The organism is Streptomyces sp. NPDC101151, assembly GCF_044768335.1.
GTDB lineage: Bacteria > Actinomycetota > Actinomycetes > Streptomycetales > Streptomycetaceae > Streptomyces.
In genome coordinates, this window is record NZ_JBIWPP010000044.1 from 45,782 (window position 1) to 64,266 (window position 18,485).

General features: G+C 73.3%; 12 protein-coding genes. 8 read left to right on the plus strand and 4 right to left on the minus strand.

Features of this window, described 5'->3' with window-relative positions; translation table 11 throughout:
* Positions 1-5: 5 nt before the first annotated feature.
* On the minus strand, positions 6-797 hold the full coding sequence (locus ACIRU3_RS41395; RefSeq protein ID WP_404068319.1) for an SURF1 family protein: 792 nt from the start codon (positions 795-797) through the stop codon (positions 6-8).
* Positions 798-986: 189 nt separating this feature from the next.
* On the opposite strand from ACIRU3_RS41395, the gene ACIRU3_RS41400 reads away from it, so the two are divergent.
* Positions 987-2,795 (plus strand): S9 family peptidase, encoded by a 1,809-nt coding sequence (locus ACIRU3_RS41400; RefSeq protein ID WP_404068322.1) that lies wholly within the window; start codon positions 987-989, stop codon positions 2,793-2,795.
* 58 nt (positions 2,796-2,853) lie between these two features.
* On the opposite strand, the gene ACIRU3_RS41405 is transcribed toward ACIRU3_RS41400, so the two are convergent.
* Positions 2,854-4,701, minus strand: coding sequence for an NAD-binding protein (locus ACIRU3_RS41405; RefSeq protein WP_404068348.1), 1,848 nt, complete (start codon positions 4,699-4,701; stop codon positions 2,854-2,856).
* A gap of 163 nt (positions 4,702-4,864) precedes the next feature.
* On the opposite strand from ACIRU3_RS41405, the gene ACIRU3_RS41410 reads away from it, so the two are divergent.
* On the plus strand, positions 4,865-5,905 hold the full coding sequence (locus ACIRU3_RS41410) for a permease (protein ID WP_404068325.1): 1,041 nt from the start codon (positions 4,865-4,867) through the stop codon (positions 5,903-5,905).
* Positions 5,902-6,654, plus strand: a complete 753-nt coding sequence (locus ACIRU3_RS41415; RefSeq protein ID WP_404068328.1) for a TIGR03943 family putative permease subunit — start codon at positions 5,902-5,904, stop codon at positions 6,652-6,654. Before ACIRU3_RS41410 ends, ACIRU3_RS41415 begins: the two co-directional genes overlap by 4 nt.
* Positions 6,655-6,672: 18 nt before the next feature.
* Here the strand turns inward: ACIRU3_RS41415 and ACIRU3_RS41420 are convergent, their stop codons facing one another.
* A complete protein-coding gene (locus tag ACIRU3_RS41420; RefSeq protein WP_404068331.1) occupies positions 6,673-7,485 on the minus strand; it encodes a hypothetical protein in 813 nt (270 codons plus the stop codon).
* Between the two features lie 276 nt (positions 7,486-7,761).
* Here ACIRU3_RS41420 and ACIRU3_RS41425 point away from each other — a divergent pair, with 276 nt between their 5' ends.
* Both ACIRU3_RS41425 and ACIRU3_RS41430 read left to right on the plus strand, forming a co-directional pair.
* On the plus strand, positions 7,762-9,579 hold the full coding sequence (locus tag ACIRU3_RS41425) for an APC family permease (protein ID WP_404068334.1): 1,818 nt from the start codon (positions 7,762-7,764) through the stop codon (positions 9,577-9,579).
* Positions 9,580-10,300: 721 nt separating this feature from the next.
* Positions 10,301-11,713, plus strand: coding sequence for a hypothetical protein (locus ACIRU3_RS41430; RefSeq protein WP_404068338.1), 1,413 nt, complete (start codon positions 10,301-10,303; stop codon positions 11,711-11,713).
* 10 nt (positions 11,714-11,723) lie between these two features.
* On the opposite strand, the gene ACIRU3_RS41435 is transcribed toward ACIRU3_RS41430, so the two are convergent.
* Positions 11,724-13,298 (minus strand): Na+/H+ antiporter, encoded by a 1,575-nt coding sequence (locus ACIRU3_RS41435; protein ID WP_404068351.1) that lies wholly within the window; start codon positions 13,296-13,298, stop codon positions 11,724-11,726.
* Positions 13,299-13,532: 234 nt separating this feature from the next.
* Between ACIRU3_RS41435 and ACIRU3_RS41440 the strand changes: the two genes are divergently transcribed.
* From ACIRU3_RS41440 to ACIRU3_RS41450, 3 genes are all read left to right on the plus strand, one after another.
* Entirely contained in the window at positions 13,533-16,040 is a 2,508-nt protein-coding gene (locus ACIRU3_RS41440) for an ATP-binding protein (protein WP_404068341.1), read from the plus strand.
* The gene (locus ACIRU3_RS41445; RefSeq protein WP_404068343.1) at positions 16,040-16,480 is read left to right on the plus strand and encodes a DUF4118 domain-containing protein; all 441 of its coding nucleotides are present in this window, start codon (positions 16,040-16,042) and stop codon (positions 16,478-16,480) included. The genes ACIRU3_RS41440 and ACIRU3_RS41445 overlap by 1 nt, the downstream gene beginning before the upstream one ends.
* Before the next feature lie 216 nt (positions 16,481-16,696).
* A partial coding sequence (locus tag ACIRU3_RS41450) for an APC family permease (protein WP_404068345.1) occupies positions 16,697-18,485 on the plus strand: 1,789 nt, incomplete at its 3' end.

Here is an 18,485-nt window from a genome sequence, read left to right on the forward strand (position 1 = left end):
CCGGATCAGACGGTGGTCGGGGTGGAGGCGTTCTCCTGCTCCGGCACCAGACCGAGCGCCGCGTCCCGCTGGAACTCCACCTCGCGGCGCAGCAGCCGGAACCACATGAAGACCACGAAGCCCGCGAAGACGAACCACTCCCCGGTGTAGCCGAGGTTCTGGAAGGCCTTCAGGTCGAGACCGCTGCCGGCCGGCGCGGTCGCGGGCACGGCCGTCATCCCCGCGTCGGCCTTGTCGAGGGTGACCCAGGCGTCGTACAGCTTGTACGGCACCAGGTTCACCAGCGAGGCCGAGCTGATCGCCGCCGTCTGCCCGGTCGGCAGCCCGCCCTCCGCGCTGACCCCGTTGTCCCCCGGGGTCTCGGAGGCCTGCAGTGCGCCCGTGACCGTGACCTCGCCGGCCGGTGCTGCGGGCACCTTGGCCGGGTCCGCGTTGCCGGGCAGCCAGCCCCGCACCACGGGCAGGGCCCTGCCGGAGTCGGTGCGCAGCAGCGTCAGCACGTAGAAGCCGCGCCTGCCGTCCAGTTCCCGGTCCGGTACGAGGAGCTGCGTGCTGTAGCGTCCGCCGGCGGTGACCCGGCGGCCCGAGGTGTTCTTGTCGACGGGCAGCATCCCGGCCAGCGGCCGGGCTGTCTCGTGCCGGTCGGAGGCGGCCTGCTCGGTCGCAGCGCGGTGGTCCTGCACCCGCCCCTCGAACCGGCTCAGCTGCCACGTCCCCATGAAGACGCAGAACGGGATGGCGAGCAGCACGAAGACGTTGATGCCCCACCAGCGGGGTGTCAGCAGAAACCGGTACACGCCCCCACGGTACGGCGCCGGTGCCGGGTCCCGGTTGCCGGGTGCCGGTCCGGGGGCGAGATCGGCTCCGCTGTTTCACGCACGTGTGTGCGGACTCGGTGGTCGTGATCGGGAAGTTGTCCACAGGCTGGGTGCACCGGCCAGCGAATTGTGGGTGGGACCAGGCAGTATGGGCGCATGACTGGGGCCATGAGTGACAGCAGGACGCCGGACACACCGGACATGCCGGACTGGGAGAAGCGTTTTCGGGCGCCGCGCGTCTCGCTGCCCGACTGGGCGGAGGACGCGCCGGACCGCTCCCTGTTCGTATCGAACGCGACGGGCACGTACGAGCTGTACGCCTGGGACCGGGCGACGGGCGAGCAGCGGCAGGCGACGGACCGGCCGAACGGCACGACGGACGGTGTGGTCTCCCCGGACGGCGCGTGGATCTGGTGGTTCGACGACAAGGACGGCGACGAGTTCGGCGTCTGGCGCCGCCAGCCCTTCGGCGGCGGTGCGGACGAGACCGCCGTGCCCGGCCTCGAACCCTCCTACCCGGCCGGCCTGGGCCTGGCCCGCGACGGCCGCATGGCGGTGGTCGGCCGCTCGACGGACGACGAGGGCAGCACCATCCACCTCGCGCGCCAGGGCGAGGACCCGGTCGAGATCTACCGGCACCGCGAGTCGGCGGGCGTCGGCGACCTCTCCTACGACGGCTCCCTGATCGCGATCGAGCACACCGAGCACGGCGACGCCATGCACGGGGCTCTGCGCGTGCTGCGCCCGGACGGCACGGCGGTCGCCGAGCTGGACGACACCAAGGGCGGCACCGAGGAGCTGGGTCTGGAGGTCCTCGGGTTCGCGCCCGTCGACGGCGACACCCGCCTGCTCATCGGCCACCAGCGCCGCGGCCGCTGGGAGCCCCTGGTGTGGGACGTGGCGACGGGCGAGGAGACGGACCTGGCCCTCGACCTGCCGGGTGACGTCAGCGCCGAGTGGTTCCCCGACGGCAGCGCCCTGCTCGTCGCCCACAGCCACAAGGCCCGCAGCGAACTGTTCCGCTACGACCTGGCCGGGCACGAGCTGACCCGCATCCCCACCCCGCCCGGCACGGTCTCCGGAGCGACGGCCCGCCCCGACGGCAGCGTGGAGTACCTCTGGTCCTCCGCGGCCGAGCCGCCGGCGGTCCGCTCCACGACGGGCGAGGTGGTCCTGGACCCGCCCGGCATGAAGTGTCCGCCGTCCGTGCCGGTCGAGGACGTGTGGGTGGACGGCCCCGGCGGCCCTGTCCACGCCCTGATCCAGAAGCCCGCCGGCGCCACCGGCCCGCTTCCGGTGGTCTTCGACCTGCACGGCGGCCCGACCTGGCACGACAGCGACTCCTTCGCCGCGGGCCCGGCCGCCTGGGTGGACCACGGCTACGCGGTGATCCGCATCAACTACCGCGGCTCCACCGGGTACGGCCGCGCCTGGACGGACGCCCTGAAGCACCGGGTCGGCCTGATCGAGCTGGAGGACGTGGCCGCGGTCCGCGACTGGGCGGTCTCCTCCGGCCTCGCCGATCCCGAGCGCCTGGTCCTCACCGGCGGCTCCTGGGGCGGCTACCTCACCCTCCTCGGCGTCGGCACCCAGCCGGAGGCCTGGGCGGTGGGCGTCGCGGTCGTGCCGGTCGCGGACTACGTCACCGCGTACCACGACGAGATGGAGTCCCTGAAGGCCATGGACCGCACCCTCCTGGGCGGCACCCCGGAGGAGGTCCCGGAACGCTTCGAGGCGTCCTCCCCGCTGACCTACGTCGACCAGGTCAAAGCCCCGGTGTACATCTCGGCGGGTGTCAACGACCCCCGCTGCCCGATCCGCCAGATCGACAACTACGTCAAGCGCCTGGAGGCCCGGGGCGCGTCCCACGAGGTGTACCGCTACGACGCCGGCCACGGCTCACTGGTCGTGGACGAGCGGATCAAGCAGGTGAGACTGGAGATGGAGTTCGCGGAGCGGCACCTGGGCGGGGTGTGAGGCGCCGGCTCGGCCGGGTGCGACACGGAGGTCCGGGGGGCGGAGCCCCCCGGACGGGTCAGCCCAGCTCGGCCAGGCCTCGGCGAGTGGCGGCAACCACGACCCGGTCCCCCTTGCGCAGCACATAGTCACCGGGCACCTCGGCACGCCCCTCCACCGCGAGCACCCGCCAGGCCCCGGCCCGAAAGGCCTCTCCCACGCTCCGCCCCTCCAGCTCCGGATGCCCGGCCACCTCGACCGCGGCGAACAGCAGCACCCGCCGCTCCACGGGGATCGCCCCCAGCACCTGCCGCCCCAGCATCGCCCCCGCGAACGCCGGGGCGGCGAGGTGCGACACGCTCCGGCTCCGTGTGGAGGCCTGCGGGTGAGCGGCCCGCAGCGTCCGGTACACCGCGGTGGCGAAGTCGTCGTCGTACAGCCGCAGCACCACCCGCAGATCCGGCCGCACCGACCGCGCGTACAGCACCGCCTCCAGATTCGTGGTGTCCGCGCTGGTCACCGCGAGCAGCGCATGCGCCCGGTGGATCTTCGCCGCCTCCAGCACCCCCTCCTGCGTGACATCCCCCAGCACCACCGGCACCCGCAGCCGCCGCGCGGTGGCCAGCCCCCGTGCCTCCGGGTCGGACTCCACGCAGACCACGGGAATGTGCAGCTCCCGCAGCCGGGTCAGCACCCTCGTGCCGATCTTCCCCAGCCCGAGCAGCACCACATGTCCGCCGAGCCCGCGCGGCGGCTTCCGCAGCGCGGAGGCGCTCCGGAAGGTGCCCAGCGCCTCCAGCACCGCCGCCAGCAGCACCGGCAGCAACAGCAACCCGACCAGTCCGGACAGGAGTTGGAGGATCTGCCGCCCCAGAGGCGCCCCGAGCGCCGGATCGTCGATCGCGAACAGGTCCAGCAGCGTCAGATAGAAGGCCCCGAGCGGATGGATCCCGGTGACCACCCACAGTGCGACGGCGAGCGCGACCACACACCCCACGATCCCGGCCAGCGACCAGCGCAGCCGCCGCGAGAAGAGGGAGGTGAGCGGCGGTACGACCCCTACCCCCCGCCCGGCCGCGGCCGACGCCGGCCCACCGGAGGAGGACACCTGCTCCAGCACCACGGCGGCCCGCCCGGCGGCCTGTCGCACCTCCTCGTCGTCCGGCAGCAGCCGGGGCCCCTGTTCCCCGCTGCCCTCGGGCCCGTCCGCCCCGGAGGGATCCGGGCCGGTGGCCGAGAGCAGGGCCAGAGTGCACAGGCCCGGACCGGCGACCCGGCCGTCCCCGGACGGCACTCGTTCCACGGCCCGCAGCAGCAGACTGTCGGTCTGTACGACCTTGGTGGTGCCGGCGACGGCGGAGGCGGCCAGCGCGGGCGCCGCGGTGTCGGCGTCGGACAGCACGGTCGTCGACGCCTCCGGACCGCCGTCCGCCCGCTCGCCGGAGGCCAACGCGGCGGTCTGGTCCAGGAGTTCCTCGATGTGCTGACCCAGCCTCCGGTTGTACAGGCGCAGGACGAGCCTCAGGCGCGGGTTGAGCCGACGGGCGGTCAGGGCGGCGCGGATGTTGGTCTCGTCGTCGTCATGGACGAGCGCCAGCGCGGCGGCCCGCTCCACGCCGGCCTCGGCGAGCACGGCCTCCGTGAGGTCGGCGGCCTCCAACACCCGTTCGCCGTCGGGACGGTGGGCGGTGCCGCCGGTACCGCCGTGCGCGGCGGTGCCGTTGCCGCCGTTGCCTCCGCCCAGTCCGACGGCGGCGTTGACCACCCGGTCGAGCAGCGCGGCCGAGGCGGCGCGGGCCCGCCCGACCACCGGGGGCCGTGCCGTGCGCTCATTGGGCGGTACCACGAGGGTGACCTGCTCGCCGTGGACTCCGCGCAACTCGGCGGCCAGCCGGTGCGCGAGCCCGTCGTCACCGCACACCACCATGTGCGCCACCGGGGCGCCTGGCCCACCTTGATTCGGAACGCTCGCCACAAGGGAAAAGACTGCCCCAAGAAGACAGGTGGTTCCAGCGACGTGGTGAACAGCTGTACCCGCGGTCGCGTACTGATGGGGAGGGAGAGGGAGCACTAGCCGGAGGTACCCACCCGTGGCCATCACCGAAGACGCCCCGTCCGGCGCCACCGAGCGGGACTTGACGCCTCCGCCCGGCGAACCGCCGGGCCGGGAGGGTCACGAGGGCCGGAAGCTCAGCTCCCCTCTGATCCTCACCATGACCCTGCTGCTGGCGGTGCTCGCCCAGTCCCCGATCCGCGGGGCCCTCGGCACGCCGCTGATGCAGAGTTGGATGACGGTGTTCGTGGCCGTGACGGTCCAGGCGCTGCCGTTCCTCGTCCTCGGGGTCCTGCTGTCGGCGGCGATCGCGGTCTTCGTGCCCCCCTCCTTCTTCGCCCGTGCCCTCCCGAGCCGGCCCGCCCTGGCCGTACCGGTGGCCGGGTTGGCGGGCGCGGTACTGCCGGGCTGCGAGTGCGCCTCGGTCCCGGTGGCCGGCGCGCTGGTGCGCAGGGGGGTGACCCCGGCGGCGGCTCTGGCCTTCCTGCTCTCCGCCCCCGCTATCAACCCGATCGTGCTGACCGCCACGGCCGTCGCCTTCCCCCGCAACCCGGAGATGGTCCTGGCCCGGTTCCTCGCCAGCCTCCTCGTGGCCTGCGCGATGGGCTGGCTGTGGCAGCGCCTGGGCCGCACGGACTGGCTGCGCCCGCCGGCCCACGGCGCGCACGAGGGCGCGACCAGGGCCGAGGCGTTCTGGAACTCGGTCAGGCACGACACCATGCACGCGGGCGGCTTCCTGGTGCTGGGCGCGATGGCCGCGGCCACGCTGAAGGCGGTGGCCCCGGCGACCTGGCTGCGCACGGCGGCCGACAACCCCCTGGTGTCCGTCCTCGCCCTCGCCGTGCTCGCCGTACTGCTGTCCATCTGCTCGGAGGCGGACGCGTTCGTCGCGGCCTCCCTCACCCAGTTCTCGCTGACGGCCAAGCTGGTGTTCCTGGTGGTGGGCCCGATGATCGACCTCAAGCTCTTCGCGATGCAGGCCGGCACCTTCGGCCGTACGTTCGCGCTGCGCTTCGCCCCCGCCACGTTCGCGCTGGCCATCACGGGTGCCGTAGTGACCGGGACGGTGTTGCTGTGAACCGGCAGGCCCAGGCGGCGGTCATGTTCCTGCTGGGAGCGGCCCTGCTGCACGCGGGCGCCACGGATCTCTATCTGCGCTACGTCAAGGCGGGCCTGCAGCCGCTGTTGCTGGCCTCGGGAGCGGTCCTGATCGCGGCGGCGCTGGCAACGGCGTGGTACGAGCGCAAGCGCGCCAGGGCGGCCAAGGCCGACGCCGCCGACTCCGTGGACCCCGGCCACGCGCACGCCGGCCACGCACACCCGGAGCCACGTATCTCCTGGCTCCTGGTCCTCCCCCTGCTCTCCCTCATCCTCGTCGCCCCGCCGGCCCTGGGCTCCTACAGCGCCCTGCGCACCGGCACCGCACTGCAACAGCCGTACGGCTACGGCACGTTGCCCGCCGGGGACCCGGTGCCGCTCAGTGTGGTCGACTACGCCTCCCGCGCGGCCTACGACCACGGCCGTTCCCTGCACGGCCGCCCCGTCCGCGTCACCGGCTTCCTGGCCCTGGACCACTCAGGCGCGCCCTACCTGGTGCGCATGGCCCTCAACTGCTGTGCGGCGGACGCCCAGCCGGTGAAGATCGCCCTGGCCGGCAAGCTGCCCCCGGTCCTGCAACCGGACGCCTGGCTGGAGGTCACGGGCACCTACCGCCCCGGGCTGACCCACGACCCCGTCAACAACGGCCCGATCCCTTACCTGAAGGTCACAGCCGCGAAGCCGGTCCCGACGCCGCACGACCCGTACGACGAGACCTGGAACAACTGAGGCGACCGCCTCGCCCGGTCAGCCGAGACAGAGCACGAGCACGCAGATCTGGGACGGCGAGGTCGCTGCCGGGGAGGGGCTCGTCGCGGGCGTGCCCGAGCCCGTTCCGCCGCCGGCCGAAGGCGTGGGGGTGGGGGTGGCGGCCGGGGCGGACGGCTGCTGGACCACCGTGCCGGTGCCACCGGCAGCGGGGGCGGCGGTCTGCTGGTGCGCGGCCGGCGTCTGCGCGGGTACAGGAGCGGCCGCGGCGTCCGGGTGGGTGTTCGGCAGGGTGGTCCGCGGGGCGGTGGCGGCGTTCTGGCCGTGGGGGGTGCCGGCCGCGGGCCGCTGGGCGTGGGCCGGGGCCGCGGTGCGCGGGGACCGGTGGTGGCGGGCCGGTGCCGAGGCCGGAGGGGTACCCGGGTCGGTCTGACCGTCCGTGGCGCCCATGGTCCGGTTGTCCGGGGCCGAGGCCGCCTGGGCCCGGTCGGGGGACTGCCCCTCCATCGCGGCCAGGGTGAGCCCGCCGCCGACGAGCGCGACGGCGGACGCGACCGCGGCGCGGCGCTTGTTCTTCTTCCAGCGGGCCAGCTGGCGGCGTCGGGCCGCCCGTCCCTGCGGAGCTGCGGGCGCGGCCTCCGCGTCGCCGGACGCGGTCTCGTCCAGGTGGGCCGGCGCCGGGTCGTCCAGGAGACCGTCGTCGTACCAGGGCGCGGGTGCCGCGGCCGCCTGTGCCGGAGTACCGGCCGCCGGTATGAGGGTGGGGGGAGCGATGTCCGGAGCGTAGGCGCCGCACCCGGGACACACCAGGGCGCCGTTCAGACGCCGACGGCACGAGGAGCAGTAGTCCATGTGTGGTCTTCCTGAGTCGACGGCGCCTGCGACCTCGGCCGGGGGCCTGGCCACGTCCGCACGTGGGGGAGAGCGGCCAGCAACGCTAACGAGCCTTTCGGAAGACTGTGTGCGGCCCATGTGGCACTCCTGCACACATTCTCAGCGGATTCATGGGGTGACTCGTGTCCCTCAGGACACAGGGGACACACGCGGACGGCCGATCCCGGGGCGCCCTGCGACCGTCTCGCGTGGAGACTGGTCCGGACCGTCCTGCCGTCCGTGGGTGAGGTCCCGATGGCGTATGGCCTGGCACGTCGTGAGGTGAAACCGCGGGTCCCGCTGCGCCCGGGCGAGGGGGAGAAGCACCGTCTCACCAGCCTGGAGGGCCTGTCCGCGCTGTCGCTCGACGCGCTCAGCTCGGTGGCGTACGGCCCCGAGGCCATCGTGCTGGCGCTGGTCGCGGCCGGCACCGGGGCGCTGACCGCCACCCTGCCGATCACGCTGGCGATCACCTTCCTGCTCGCGGCGCTCGTGGTGTCGTACGCCCAGGTCATCGCCGTACACCCGGACGGCGGAGGCGCCTACGCGGTGGCCAAGAAGGATCTTGGCGCGACCTCCAGCCTGCTCGCCGCGGCCAGCCTGGTCGTCGACTACGTCCTGACGGTCGCCGTCAGCCTCACCGCCGGGGCCGACGCCCTGGCCTCCGCCTTCCCCGGCCTGGCCCGGGACAAGCTGCTGGTGTGTCTGGTCGGCCTCGCGCTGCTGACGGCCGTGAACCTGCGCGGTGTGGCCGAGAGCGCCCGGGTGCTGATGCTCCCCACCGTGCTGTTCGTCATGGCCGTCCTCGGTGTCATCGCCCTCGGCCTCCTCCGCTCCCATCCGGCGGCCGTGGTGGGCACCGCGCAGCCCGTCCAGGCGCACGAGACCCTGGGCCTGCTGCTCGTCCTCAAGGCGTTCTCGTCCGGCTGTTCGGCGCTGACCGGCGTGGAGGCCATCGCCAACGCGGTGCCCACCTTCCGCACCCCGAGGGTCAGGCGCGCCCAGCGGACCGAGTTCATGCTGGGCGCACTGCTGGGTCTGATGCTGATCGGGCTCGCCGTGCTGATCCGGCGCCACCACGTCGCCCCGCGCGAAGGCGTCACCGTCCTGGCCCAGCTCACCGCGGGTGCCTACGGCGACGGCTGGGCGTACTACGCCACCAACCTGATCGTCACCCTGGTTCTGCTGCTCGCGGCGAACACCAGCTTCGGCGGGCTGCCGGTGCTGATGAGCCTGCTGGCCCGCGACCACCGGTTGCCCCACCTGTTCGGGCTGCGCGCCGAACGGCCCGTCTACCGGTACGGAGTGGTGGCGCTGGCCCTGCTGGCCGCGCTGCTGCTCATCGCGTCCGACGCCGACACCCACCGGCTGATCCCGCTGTTCGCGATCGGCGTGTTCATCGGCTTCACCCTCAGCCAGCTCGGCCTCGTACGGCACTGGGCCACCCAGCGGCCCCGGGGCTGGAAGCGCCGTGCGCTCGTCAACGGCACCGGGGCGGCGCTCACCAGCCTGGCCGGGCTCATCCTGCTGTTCACCAAGTTCCTGGAGGGCGCCTGGGTGGTCGTCATCGCCGTACCGCTGCTGATGCTGCTGTTCTCCCGGATCGAGCGCTACTACACGGCCGTCGGTGAGGAACTCGGTCTCGGCCGGGTCCCCGACCCGCCCGATCCCCGCCCCGGCAGCCTGGTGATCGTCCCGCTCGGAGACGTCAGCAAGCTCGCCCGGCACGCCCTCGGCGCCGCCCTCGCGCTGGGCGACGAGGTGGTCGCCGTCGCCGTCCACAACGACCCGGCCAAGACCCGCGCCCTGCAGGAGACGTGGGCACGCTGGAACCCGGGAGTACGTCTCGACATCATCGACAGCCCGCACCGCTCACTCGCCCAGCCGATGGTCGAGTACGTGCAGCACGCGGCCCGGGACGGACGGCAGGTCGCTGTGCTGATCCCCGAGGTCGAACCCCGCCACCGCCGCTACGAGATCCTGCAGAACCAGCGGGGCCTGCTGCTGGCGACCGTACTGCGGGCCCGCACCGACGTGGTGGTCTGCATGCTCCCCTACCGGCTGCGGGTCTGAGCCTCCCGCTACGCGCTGAGGCGACGGCTCGCCACCGGGCCGCCGACCGCGTGGTGCACATACTCGCGGACCAGACGGAAGCCGGAGTCTTCTCGGGGGCAGCGGGAAGCATGGACACCCTCGTGCCTTGAGGGCGGACAGGGACTGTGGCCGTGGGCCCGTGCGGTGCCGGGGCCCCGGCACCGCACGGGGGCGCACCGACGTCGGCGTCGGGACGAAGAGGACGTCGTGCGCGGGTGCCTGTCCCGGGACACGCACCTGACCGCCTTCGCGCCACTGCGGAGTGAGGACTCCACCGGTCGGGTGGGGCCGCTGACGCCCGCGGCCCCAGTGACGGCCGACAGCGAATCCAACGCCGCCCGCGGCATCAACCGGCCGTATGCGTGCGGTATTTGCGGCACCCGTTCGGCGCCCTCGCAGCCGCCGTCAAGATGCCGTCAAACCGAGCTGAGCAACCATCAGGGACGCGTCAATGCCGACCGTCGGTGGCTCGATCGGGTCGCAGACTGATCGGCAACGGGGGACGGGCGACCGTCCGTGGCGTGACGTTGGAGGGACCGTGACTCTCACGGCCGGAACAGCGCAGGGTCCTCGGACCGAAGGGGGCGCATCGCCACGGCAGGGGAGGGCCGACCCGCCTGAGGGCAGTTCCGGACCGCGGAGACGCGGGGGTTCGCGGACGGGCGAGCCGAGTCCGGAGCCGCGCTCTCGGGGACAGGCCGTGGCCGCGCGGGCCGCTCGGCGCCGCCGTTTTCGGGCCACCGTGCCCGCACGGCTGCGTCTTCTGCGCGCGGCCACGCTCCTGCTCGCCACCGCCGTCGCCGCCCTGCTGACCGTCGCCGGGCCGGCCGCGAACGGCACCTGGGACAGCGTGGCCGGACGGGACGCACCGCGCACCACCAGCGCCGCCGACCTCAACCTCGCCCTGAACGACATGGACGCGCAGGCCGCCAACATCCTGCTGTCCAACGGTGATGCGGGCAAAGGGCGGCTGCGGACACCGTACGAGAAGGCCGTCGGCTTCTACGGCGACGCCCGGCGGGAGATCGGGCACGACCTTCGGACGCTCGCCGTCGCGGCCCAGGGGGACCGGTCCGACGAGAAGACCGTGGAGAGCCTGACCGACGACTTCGCCGAGTACCAGGAGCTGATCGGACGCGCCCTGGAGAACGACGGGCGCGCCGGCGGCAAGGCGTCCGCCCTGGTCGACTACCGCAGGGCGACGGACCTGCTGCAGAGCAGGCTGCTCCCCGAGTCCCGCACGCTGGTGTCCTCGAACGACCGCGCCTTCGACCGGGAGTACGGCGCCGCCCGCTCCACCCTGGCCGGCCGGCTCGCCGCCGTCGTCGTGCTCGGCGTTCTCCTGCTCGCCGCGCTCGGCCTTCTGCAGTGGTACCTGACCCGCAGCTTCCACCGGATCCTGAACCCCGGCGTCCTCGCCGCCACCGTGTGCGCCCTGCTCGCGGTGGTCCTCGGCGCACAGCTGCTCGCCTCGTCGTCCGAGAACCTGCGCGCCGCCCGCCGCGACGCCTTCGACTCCGTCGTCGCGCTCTCCCGGGCCCGGGCCGTCGCCTACGGCGCCAACGCCGACGAGAGCCGCTACCTGCTCGACAAGGAGCGCCGGGACCGGTACGAGAGCGCGTTCCTCGCCAAGTCCCAGAAGCTGTACGGCATCCAGGACGCGACCCTCGCCACCTACGACCGCGAGCTGGCCGCCACCTGGCAGCTGTACGAGACCGACCACCACGACCTGCGCTTCACCGGCGAGTTCCGGCGCGAGCTGGACAACATCACCTTCCCCGGGGAGCGCACCGCGGCGGAGCGGACCGTACGGGCGTACGCCGTCTACGAGCACGACGACCGCAAGATCCGCTCGCTGGTGGCGACCGGCCAGGAACGGGAGGCCACCGAGTTCTGCATGGGCTGGGAGCCCGGCACCTCCAACGCCCACTTCGGCACCTGGATGGCGGCGCTCGACAAGGTGCAGGACATCAACCGCGCCCACTTCGGCGCGTCGGTGCGGGCGGGCCGCTCGGCGGTGGACGAACTCCTGCCCTGGGCGGCCGCCCTGCTGCTCGCGTCGATGCTCCTGACCGCACTCGGTCTGCGGCCGCGGCTGGCGGAGTTCCGCTGATCCCCGGCCGTCAGGCGTCCGCCAGCCGGGCCTCCTCCAGATCCAGGGAGCGCTGCAGGCGGCGGCGGGTGGTGTCGCTGATGCGGTGGGTGTCGTAGAGGCGCTGTAGTTCCTCCGTCTCGACGGTGATCAGGTCACGGCGCAGCTGGCGGTAGACCAGGTCGGCGGACTCGGCGGCCGCGGCCGTGCCGGTGCTCTCGGCGAGGCGGTCGCGGGCGTCCTCCAGCCGGGCGCTCAGGCCGCGGCGCAGCCGGTCCAGGACGACGTCCGGCACGGCCTCCAGCTCCGCCAGCTCCTCCAGCCGGGCCAGCCCGGCATGGGCGAGACGGGAGCGCGCCTCGACCTCCTCGCGTTCGGTGTGGGCGGGCTCCAGGGCGATGCCGGAGCGCCGCACGACCGGGGCGAGGGTGAAACCCTGGACGACGAGCGTGACCACCACCACCGAGGTGGTCAGGACCAGCACCAGGGGGCGGTCCGCCAGCGGCGAGCCGTCCTGGGCGAGCTCCGGGAGGGACAGGGCGGCGGCCAGCGGCATCACTCCGCGCGTACCCGCCCAGGTCAGGACCATTGGCACCCGCCAGTTCATGCGGCCGACTCCGCCCCTGCGCTGGACGACCGCCGACAGCGGCGCCAGCCACAGCAGACGTACCGCGATCAGCGTGGCGGCGACGGCGAGGGCGTACAGCGGCCAGGCCCGGCCGCCGTCGGCCAGTGCCCGCACCTGCGCGGGCAGCGCCAGCCCTATCAGCGAGAAGACCACGCTCTCCAGCAGGAACACGACCGTGCCGTACACCGCGTGCAGCTGAAGCCGGATGCGGGCGTTCGTGAGCCGGTCGCCCCGGCCGCCCAGGACCACCCCGGCCACCACGCACGAGGTCACCCCGGAGGTGTGCGCCGCCTCCGCCAGCAGATACGCGGCGTAGGGGGTGACCAGTGCGATCACCGTCTCCAGCACCGGCTCCTCGGTGCGTCGCCGGATCAGGGCCACCACTCCCGCCACCGCGGCGCCGATCACCGTGCCGCCGCCCGCCAGCACCAGGAACTCGCCGCCCGCCGCGCCCCAGTCCGCCGCCGCCGACGCGACCGCGATGCCCGCCGCCACCCGGACCAGCACCAGCGAGGTCGCGTCGTTGAACAGGCTCTCCGCCTGGACGAGGACCTGCACCTTCGGCGGCAGCGCCAGCCTGCGCCCGAGCGCGGTCACCGCCACCGGGTCGGTGCTCGCCAGCACCGCGCCCAGCACCAGTGCCATCTGCCACGACAGCGGCGTCAGCGCGGCGGCCACCGCGCCCACGGCCGCGGCCGAGGCGAGTACCAGCCCTACGGCGAGGATCCCGACCGGTTTCCACACCGCCCGCAGCTCCCGCCAGGGCATGTCCTCCGCGCTCGCGTACAGCAGGGGCGGCAGCACGACCATCCCGATGATCTCGGGGCTGATCTCGATCTGCGGGGTGCCCGGCAGCAGGGCCACGGCGAGACCGGCGACGACGAGCAGGGACGGCGCGGGAATGCGCCACCGGCGGGCGAAGGTCGCCACGACGGTGGCCAGTATGACCAATGAGAGAACCGTCCCGACGCTGCGCATGCCGTCCCCCTGGGGCTCCACGGGAGCCACCATGGCTCCCCGCCGACCAGACTTCCCGGCACACCGCTTTCACCCTATCCGGCCCTCGCACGTCAAGACAGTGTCAAGGTCCCCGGGACCGGTGCCAAGGAACCGCTAACAGCGGCACCGTCCGGCGCCCGAAAAGGCTTCCTTAGGAGCAGTGAACCGCTCTCCCGAGGGAGTTGAGCCAGTGAGCGGAGTGCGTCGGCGACGATGAGTGACGTACGGCCCGGACGACTGAAGGTCTACCTCGGGGCGGCCCCGGGAGTCGGCAAGACCTACCGGATGCTCGACGAGGGGCGACGCCGTGCCGCCCGCGGGGCGGACGTGGTGGTGGGCTTCGCCGAGTGCCACGGGCGGCCCCGCACGGAGGCCATGTTGGACGGCCTGGAGATCGTCCCGCGGGCCCGGTGCGCCTACCGGGGCGGTGAGTTCGAGGAGATGGACCTGGCCTCCGTGCTGGCCCGCCGCCCGCAGGTCGCGATCGTGGACGAATTCGCCCACAGCAACGTCCCGGGCGGCGGACGCAACCCCAAGCGGTGGCAGGACATCGAGGAACTCCTCGCGGCCGGCATCGACGTGATCACCGCGCTGAACATCCAGCACCTGGAGTCCCTGAACGACGTGGTCGAGAAGATCACGCACGTGCCCCAGCACGAGACGGTGCCCGACGACATCGTCCGCCGTGCCCACCAGGTGGAACTGGTCGACATGCCGCCCGAGGGGCTGCGCCGCCGCATGGCGCACGGCAACATCTACGCGCCAGAGAAGATCGATGCGGCCCTCGCCAACTACTTCCGGCCCGGCAACCTGACCGCGCTGCGCCAGCTGGCGCTGCTGTGGGTGGCCGACCGGGTCGACGAGGCGCTGCAGGAGTACCGCATCCGGCACGGCATCGGCCGGGTGTGGGAGACACGCGAACGGGTGGTCGTCGCGCTCACCGGCGGGCCCGAGGGGGACACGCTGATCCGGCGGGCCGCACGGATCGCCGCCCGCTCCGCCGGGGGCGACCTGCTCGCCGTGCACGTGGCCCGCAGCGACGGCCTGGCCGCCGGTGTCTCGCACGCCTCGCTGGCCCGGCAGCGCCGGCTGGTCGAGGACCTGGGCGGCAGTTACCACTCGGTGGTCGGCGACGACATCGCGACGACGCTGGTGGAGTTCGCCCGCGCCGAGAACGCCACCCAGCTGGTCCTCGGCACCAGCCGCCGGGGACGGCTGGAACGGTTCATCACCGGGCCCGGCACCGGCGAGACCGTCACCGAGCTGTCCGGCGACATCGACGTCCACCGGGTCACCCACGAGCGCGCCGGACGCGGCACCCTGCTGCCCTCCCGGCGGCGCACCCTGTCCACCGCGCGCCTGATCGCCGGACCGGTGGCCGGTCTCGTGCTCCCGGTGCTGCTGACGATCGCCCTCGCCCAGGTGCGCGGGACCTTGAACCTGACCAGCGAGGCGCTGCTGTTCCTGCTCGCCGTGGTGGGCGTGGCCTGCATAGGCGGGGTCACCTCCGCGGTGATCGCGTCGATCACGGCGTCGCTGCTGCTGAACTACTGGTTCATCCCGCCGATCGGAGCGTTCACGCTCGACGATCCGAACGCGCTGCTCGCCCTCGCGGTGTTCGTGGTCGTCGCGGCCACGGTGGCCGGAGTCGTCGACCGCTCCCTGAGGCTGTCCCGGCGCTCGGCGCGGGCCACCGCCGAGGCCGAGACCATGTCGTCCCTGGCCGGCACCATCGTGCGCGGCGGCGCGACCATCCCGGCGCTGCTGGAACGCACCAAGGAGACCTTCGGGATGGAGTCGGCGGAACTGGTGGACGAGCCGCCCGACACGGGGGACGCGACGGCCGTACCGGCGGGCCCCGGAGCCCATCTGGTGCTGCGCGGGCGTGCCCTGTCCTCCTCCGAGCGGCGGGTGCTGGCCGCGTTCGCAGCGCATGTCGGCTCCGCGGTCGAGCGGGCCCGGCTGGCCGAGGCGGCGGCCGAGGTCGAGCCCGTCAAGGCCGCCGACCGGATGCGTACGGCGCTGCTGCGGGCCGTCGGCCACGATCTGCGCACCCCGCTCGCCGCGGGCTGGGCCGCCGTCACCTCCCTGCGCAGCAGCGAGATCCAGTTCTCCGACGCCGACCGCGAGGAGCTGCTCGCCACCGCCGACGAGTCCATGGCCAAGCTCAACCGCCTGGTCGAGAACCTCCTCGACCTCAGCCGCCTGGAGGCCGGTGTCCTCACCCTGAACCTGCGCGCCACCTCCCTGGAGGAGGTGCTGCCCACGGCGCTGGCGGACGTCCCCGGCGTCGAGGTGGCGGACACGGAGGCGATACCGGCGGTGCTGGCCGACCCGCCGCTGCTGGAGCGGGTGATCGCCAACCTCGCAGGCAACGCCGCCCGGCACACCCCGCCCGGCCGGAAGGTGCTGGTCACCGCCAGCGCGCTGGCGGGCCGGGTGGAACTGCGGATCGTGGACCGGGGCCCCGGACTTCCGCAGGCCGGCCGGGAGCGCCTCTTCGAGCCGTTCCAGCGGCTCGGCGACACCGACAACACCACCGGCCTCGGCCTCGGACTCGCCCTCGCCCGCGGCCTGACCGAGGCGATGAACGGCACCATCACCCCCGAGGACACCCCGGGCGGCGGCCTGACCATGGTCGTGTCGCTGCCCTTCGCCGAACAGCACGGGCTGATGGACAACCCGCACCCGTACGGTGCGCAGAGCGTAGGAGGTGCCTGATGAGCACCGAGACCAGCACATTCCGGCCGCACCGCACCGGACGGGCACGCCCGGTGCCGGCGGCCCGGCCGCTGCGGGACCGGCTCGCCCTGGTGGCGGGCGTCGTCGCCCCCTTCCTGGTGGCGGCCGCTCCGGTGCCGCTGCGCACGGATCTGTCGCGGGCGAACGCCGCGCTGATCCTCGTGGTCGTGGTCGTCGCGGTGGCCGCACTGGGCAGCCGTACGGCGGGCGTCGTGGCGGCGCTGTCGGCGGCGGCCTGGTTCGCCCTCGGCGGAGCCGCAATCGGACACAGCTTCCCGACCCGGCCGTACGAGACGTTCGACATCACCGCGTCCGGCGACGTCGAAACGGCGGTCCTGCTGCTCGCGGTGGGTCTGATCGTCTCCCAACTGGTCGCCCGGCTCCGGTCGTTCGCTGCCTCTTCCATGCCGCGACGGTAGGGAGCCGAAGTGCGGGATCAGCCCATTTTGACGCGACTCTGAGGTGTATCCAGTGGTTTTTGACTATGCCCCGTCAAGGCCTCGTCAAAGTCGGACGGTTGGGCGCGAAGATGCCGCAAGGACCGGTCGGGCGTGGTCGGCAGCGGACACAACCTGGGTGCACCGCGCGCCCCCTGAACCCTCGTGCGCGGTTGAAGGAAGAAGGAGCACCCACCCATGTCCGTCCTGACCCTGCAGCCGGGATCGGCGCCCGCCGACGAAGAGCCGCCCGATACCGAGGAGCGGCATCGCCTGACCGCCGTGACCGGCCTTGCCGCGCTGTCGCTGGACGCGATGGCGTCGGTGGCCTACGGCCCCGAGGCGATCGTCCTGGTCCTGGCCGCCGCGGGCGCCCACGGCCTCGGCTTCACCCTGCCGGTCACCCTGGCCATCGCCGGACTGCTCGCGGTGCTGGTGGCGTCGTACCGGCAGGTCATCGCGGCCTTCCCGGACGGCGGTGGCTCGTACGCCGTGGCGAAGACGCATCTGGGTGCGCGGACCAGCCTGGTGGCGGCCGCCTCGCTGATCCTGGACTACGTCCTCAATGTCGCCGTCGCCGTCACCGCGGGCGTGGCCGCCCTGACCTCCGCCTTCCCGGGCCTGTACGACGACCGGCTGTGGCTGTGCCTGGCGGTGCTGGTGCTGATCACGGGCGTCAATCTGCGCGGCATCGTGGAGTCGGCGAAGGCGTTCATCGTGCCGACGGTCGTCTTCGTCGGCTCGATCTTCGTCCTCATCGCCGTCGGTCTGTTCCGGTCCGCCCCGGTGAGCACGGCCACCGCGGCGGGGCACGCCTCGGTCCTCGCGGACAACGCCACCAGCGTCGGCACCCTGCTCCTGCTGAAGGCGTTCGCCTCCGGGTGCAGCGCCCTGACCGGCGTCGAGGCCATCGCCAACGCCGTCCCCTCCTTCCGTGTCCCCCGGGTCCGGCGGGCCCAGCGCGCGGAAGTCGCGCTCGGTGCCGTGCTCGGCCTGATGCTGATCGGCCTGTCGGTGCTGATCTCCCGCTTCCACCTCCAGCCGGTCGAGGGCGTCACCGTCCTCGCCCAGCTCGCGGACGCCTCGCTCGGCCACAACTGGGCTTTCTACGTGATCCAGTTCGCGACGATGATCCTGCTGGCGCTGTCCGCGAACACCTCCTTCGGCGGCCTTCCGGTCCTGCTGAAGCTCCTCGCCCGCGACAACTACCTGCCGCACGTCTTCGCTCTGAAGGCCGACCGGCAGGTCCACCGGCACGGCGTGCTCGCGCTCGCCCTGGTCTCAGCGGCACTGCTGGTCTTCTCCGGCGGCGACACCAACACCCTGGTGCCGCTGTTCGCCATCGGGGTGTTCGTCGGCTTCACCATCGCCCAGGTGGGCATGGTCCGGCACTGGTGGCTGGAGCGCGGCAAGGGCTGGCAGGGCAAGGCGCTGCTGAACGGCTTCGGTGCGCTGCTCACCGGTGTCGCGACCGTCGTCGTCACCGCGAGCAAGTTCACGGAGGGCGCCTGGCTGATCGTGGTGGCGCTGCCGCTGCTGGTCGCCGCCTTCGGCGCCGTGCACCGCGCCTACGGCCGGATCGGCGAGCGGCTGGGCCTGGGCCGCATCCCCGAGGCCCCGCACCGCGACCGCTCCCTGGTGATCGTCCCCGTCTCGTCCCTGTCCCGGCTCACCTCCGAGGCCCTGACGGCCGCCGCCTCCCTCGGCGACGAGGTCCGCGCGGTGACCGTCTGCTACCCGGACCCGGAGGACCGCACCCAGCTGCACGCCCTGGAGCGCGCCTGGGCCGCTTGGGACCCGGGAGTGCCGCTGGTCCGGCTGACCTGCGAGCGGCGCAGCCTGGGCCGCCCGATCGCCGCGTACGTCCGTGAGGTGGCCGCCTGCGAGCCGGCCACCCGGGTCACTGTGCTGATCCCGGAGACGGAGCCGGAGCGGCTGTGGCAGCGGCTGCTGCAGAACCAGCGGGGCGCGGTCGTTGCGCACGCCG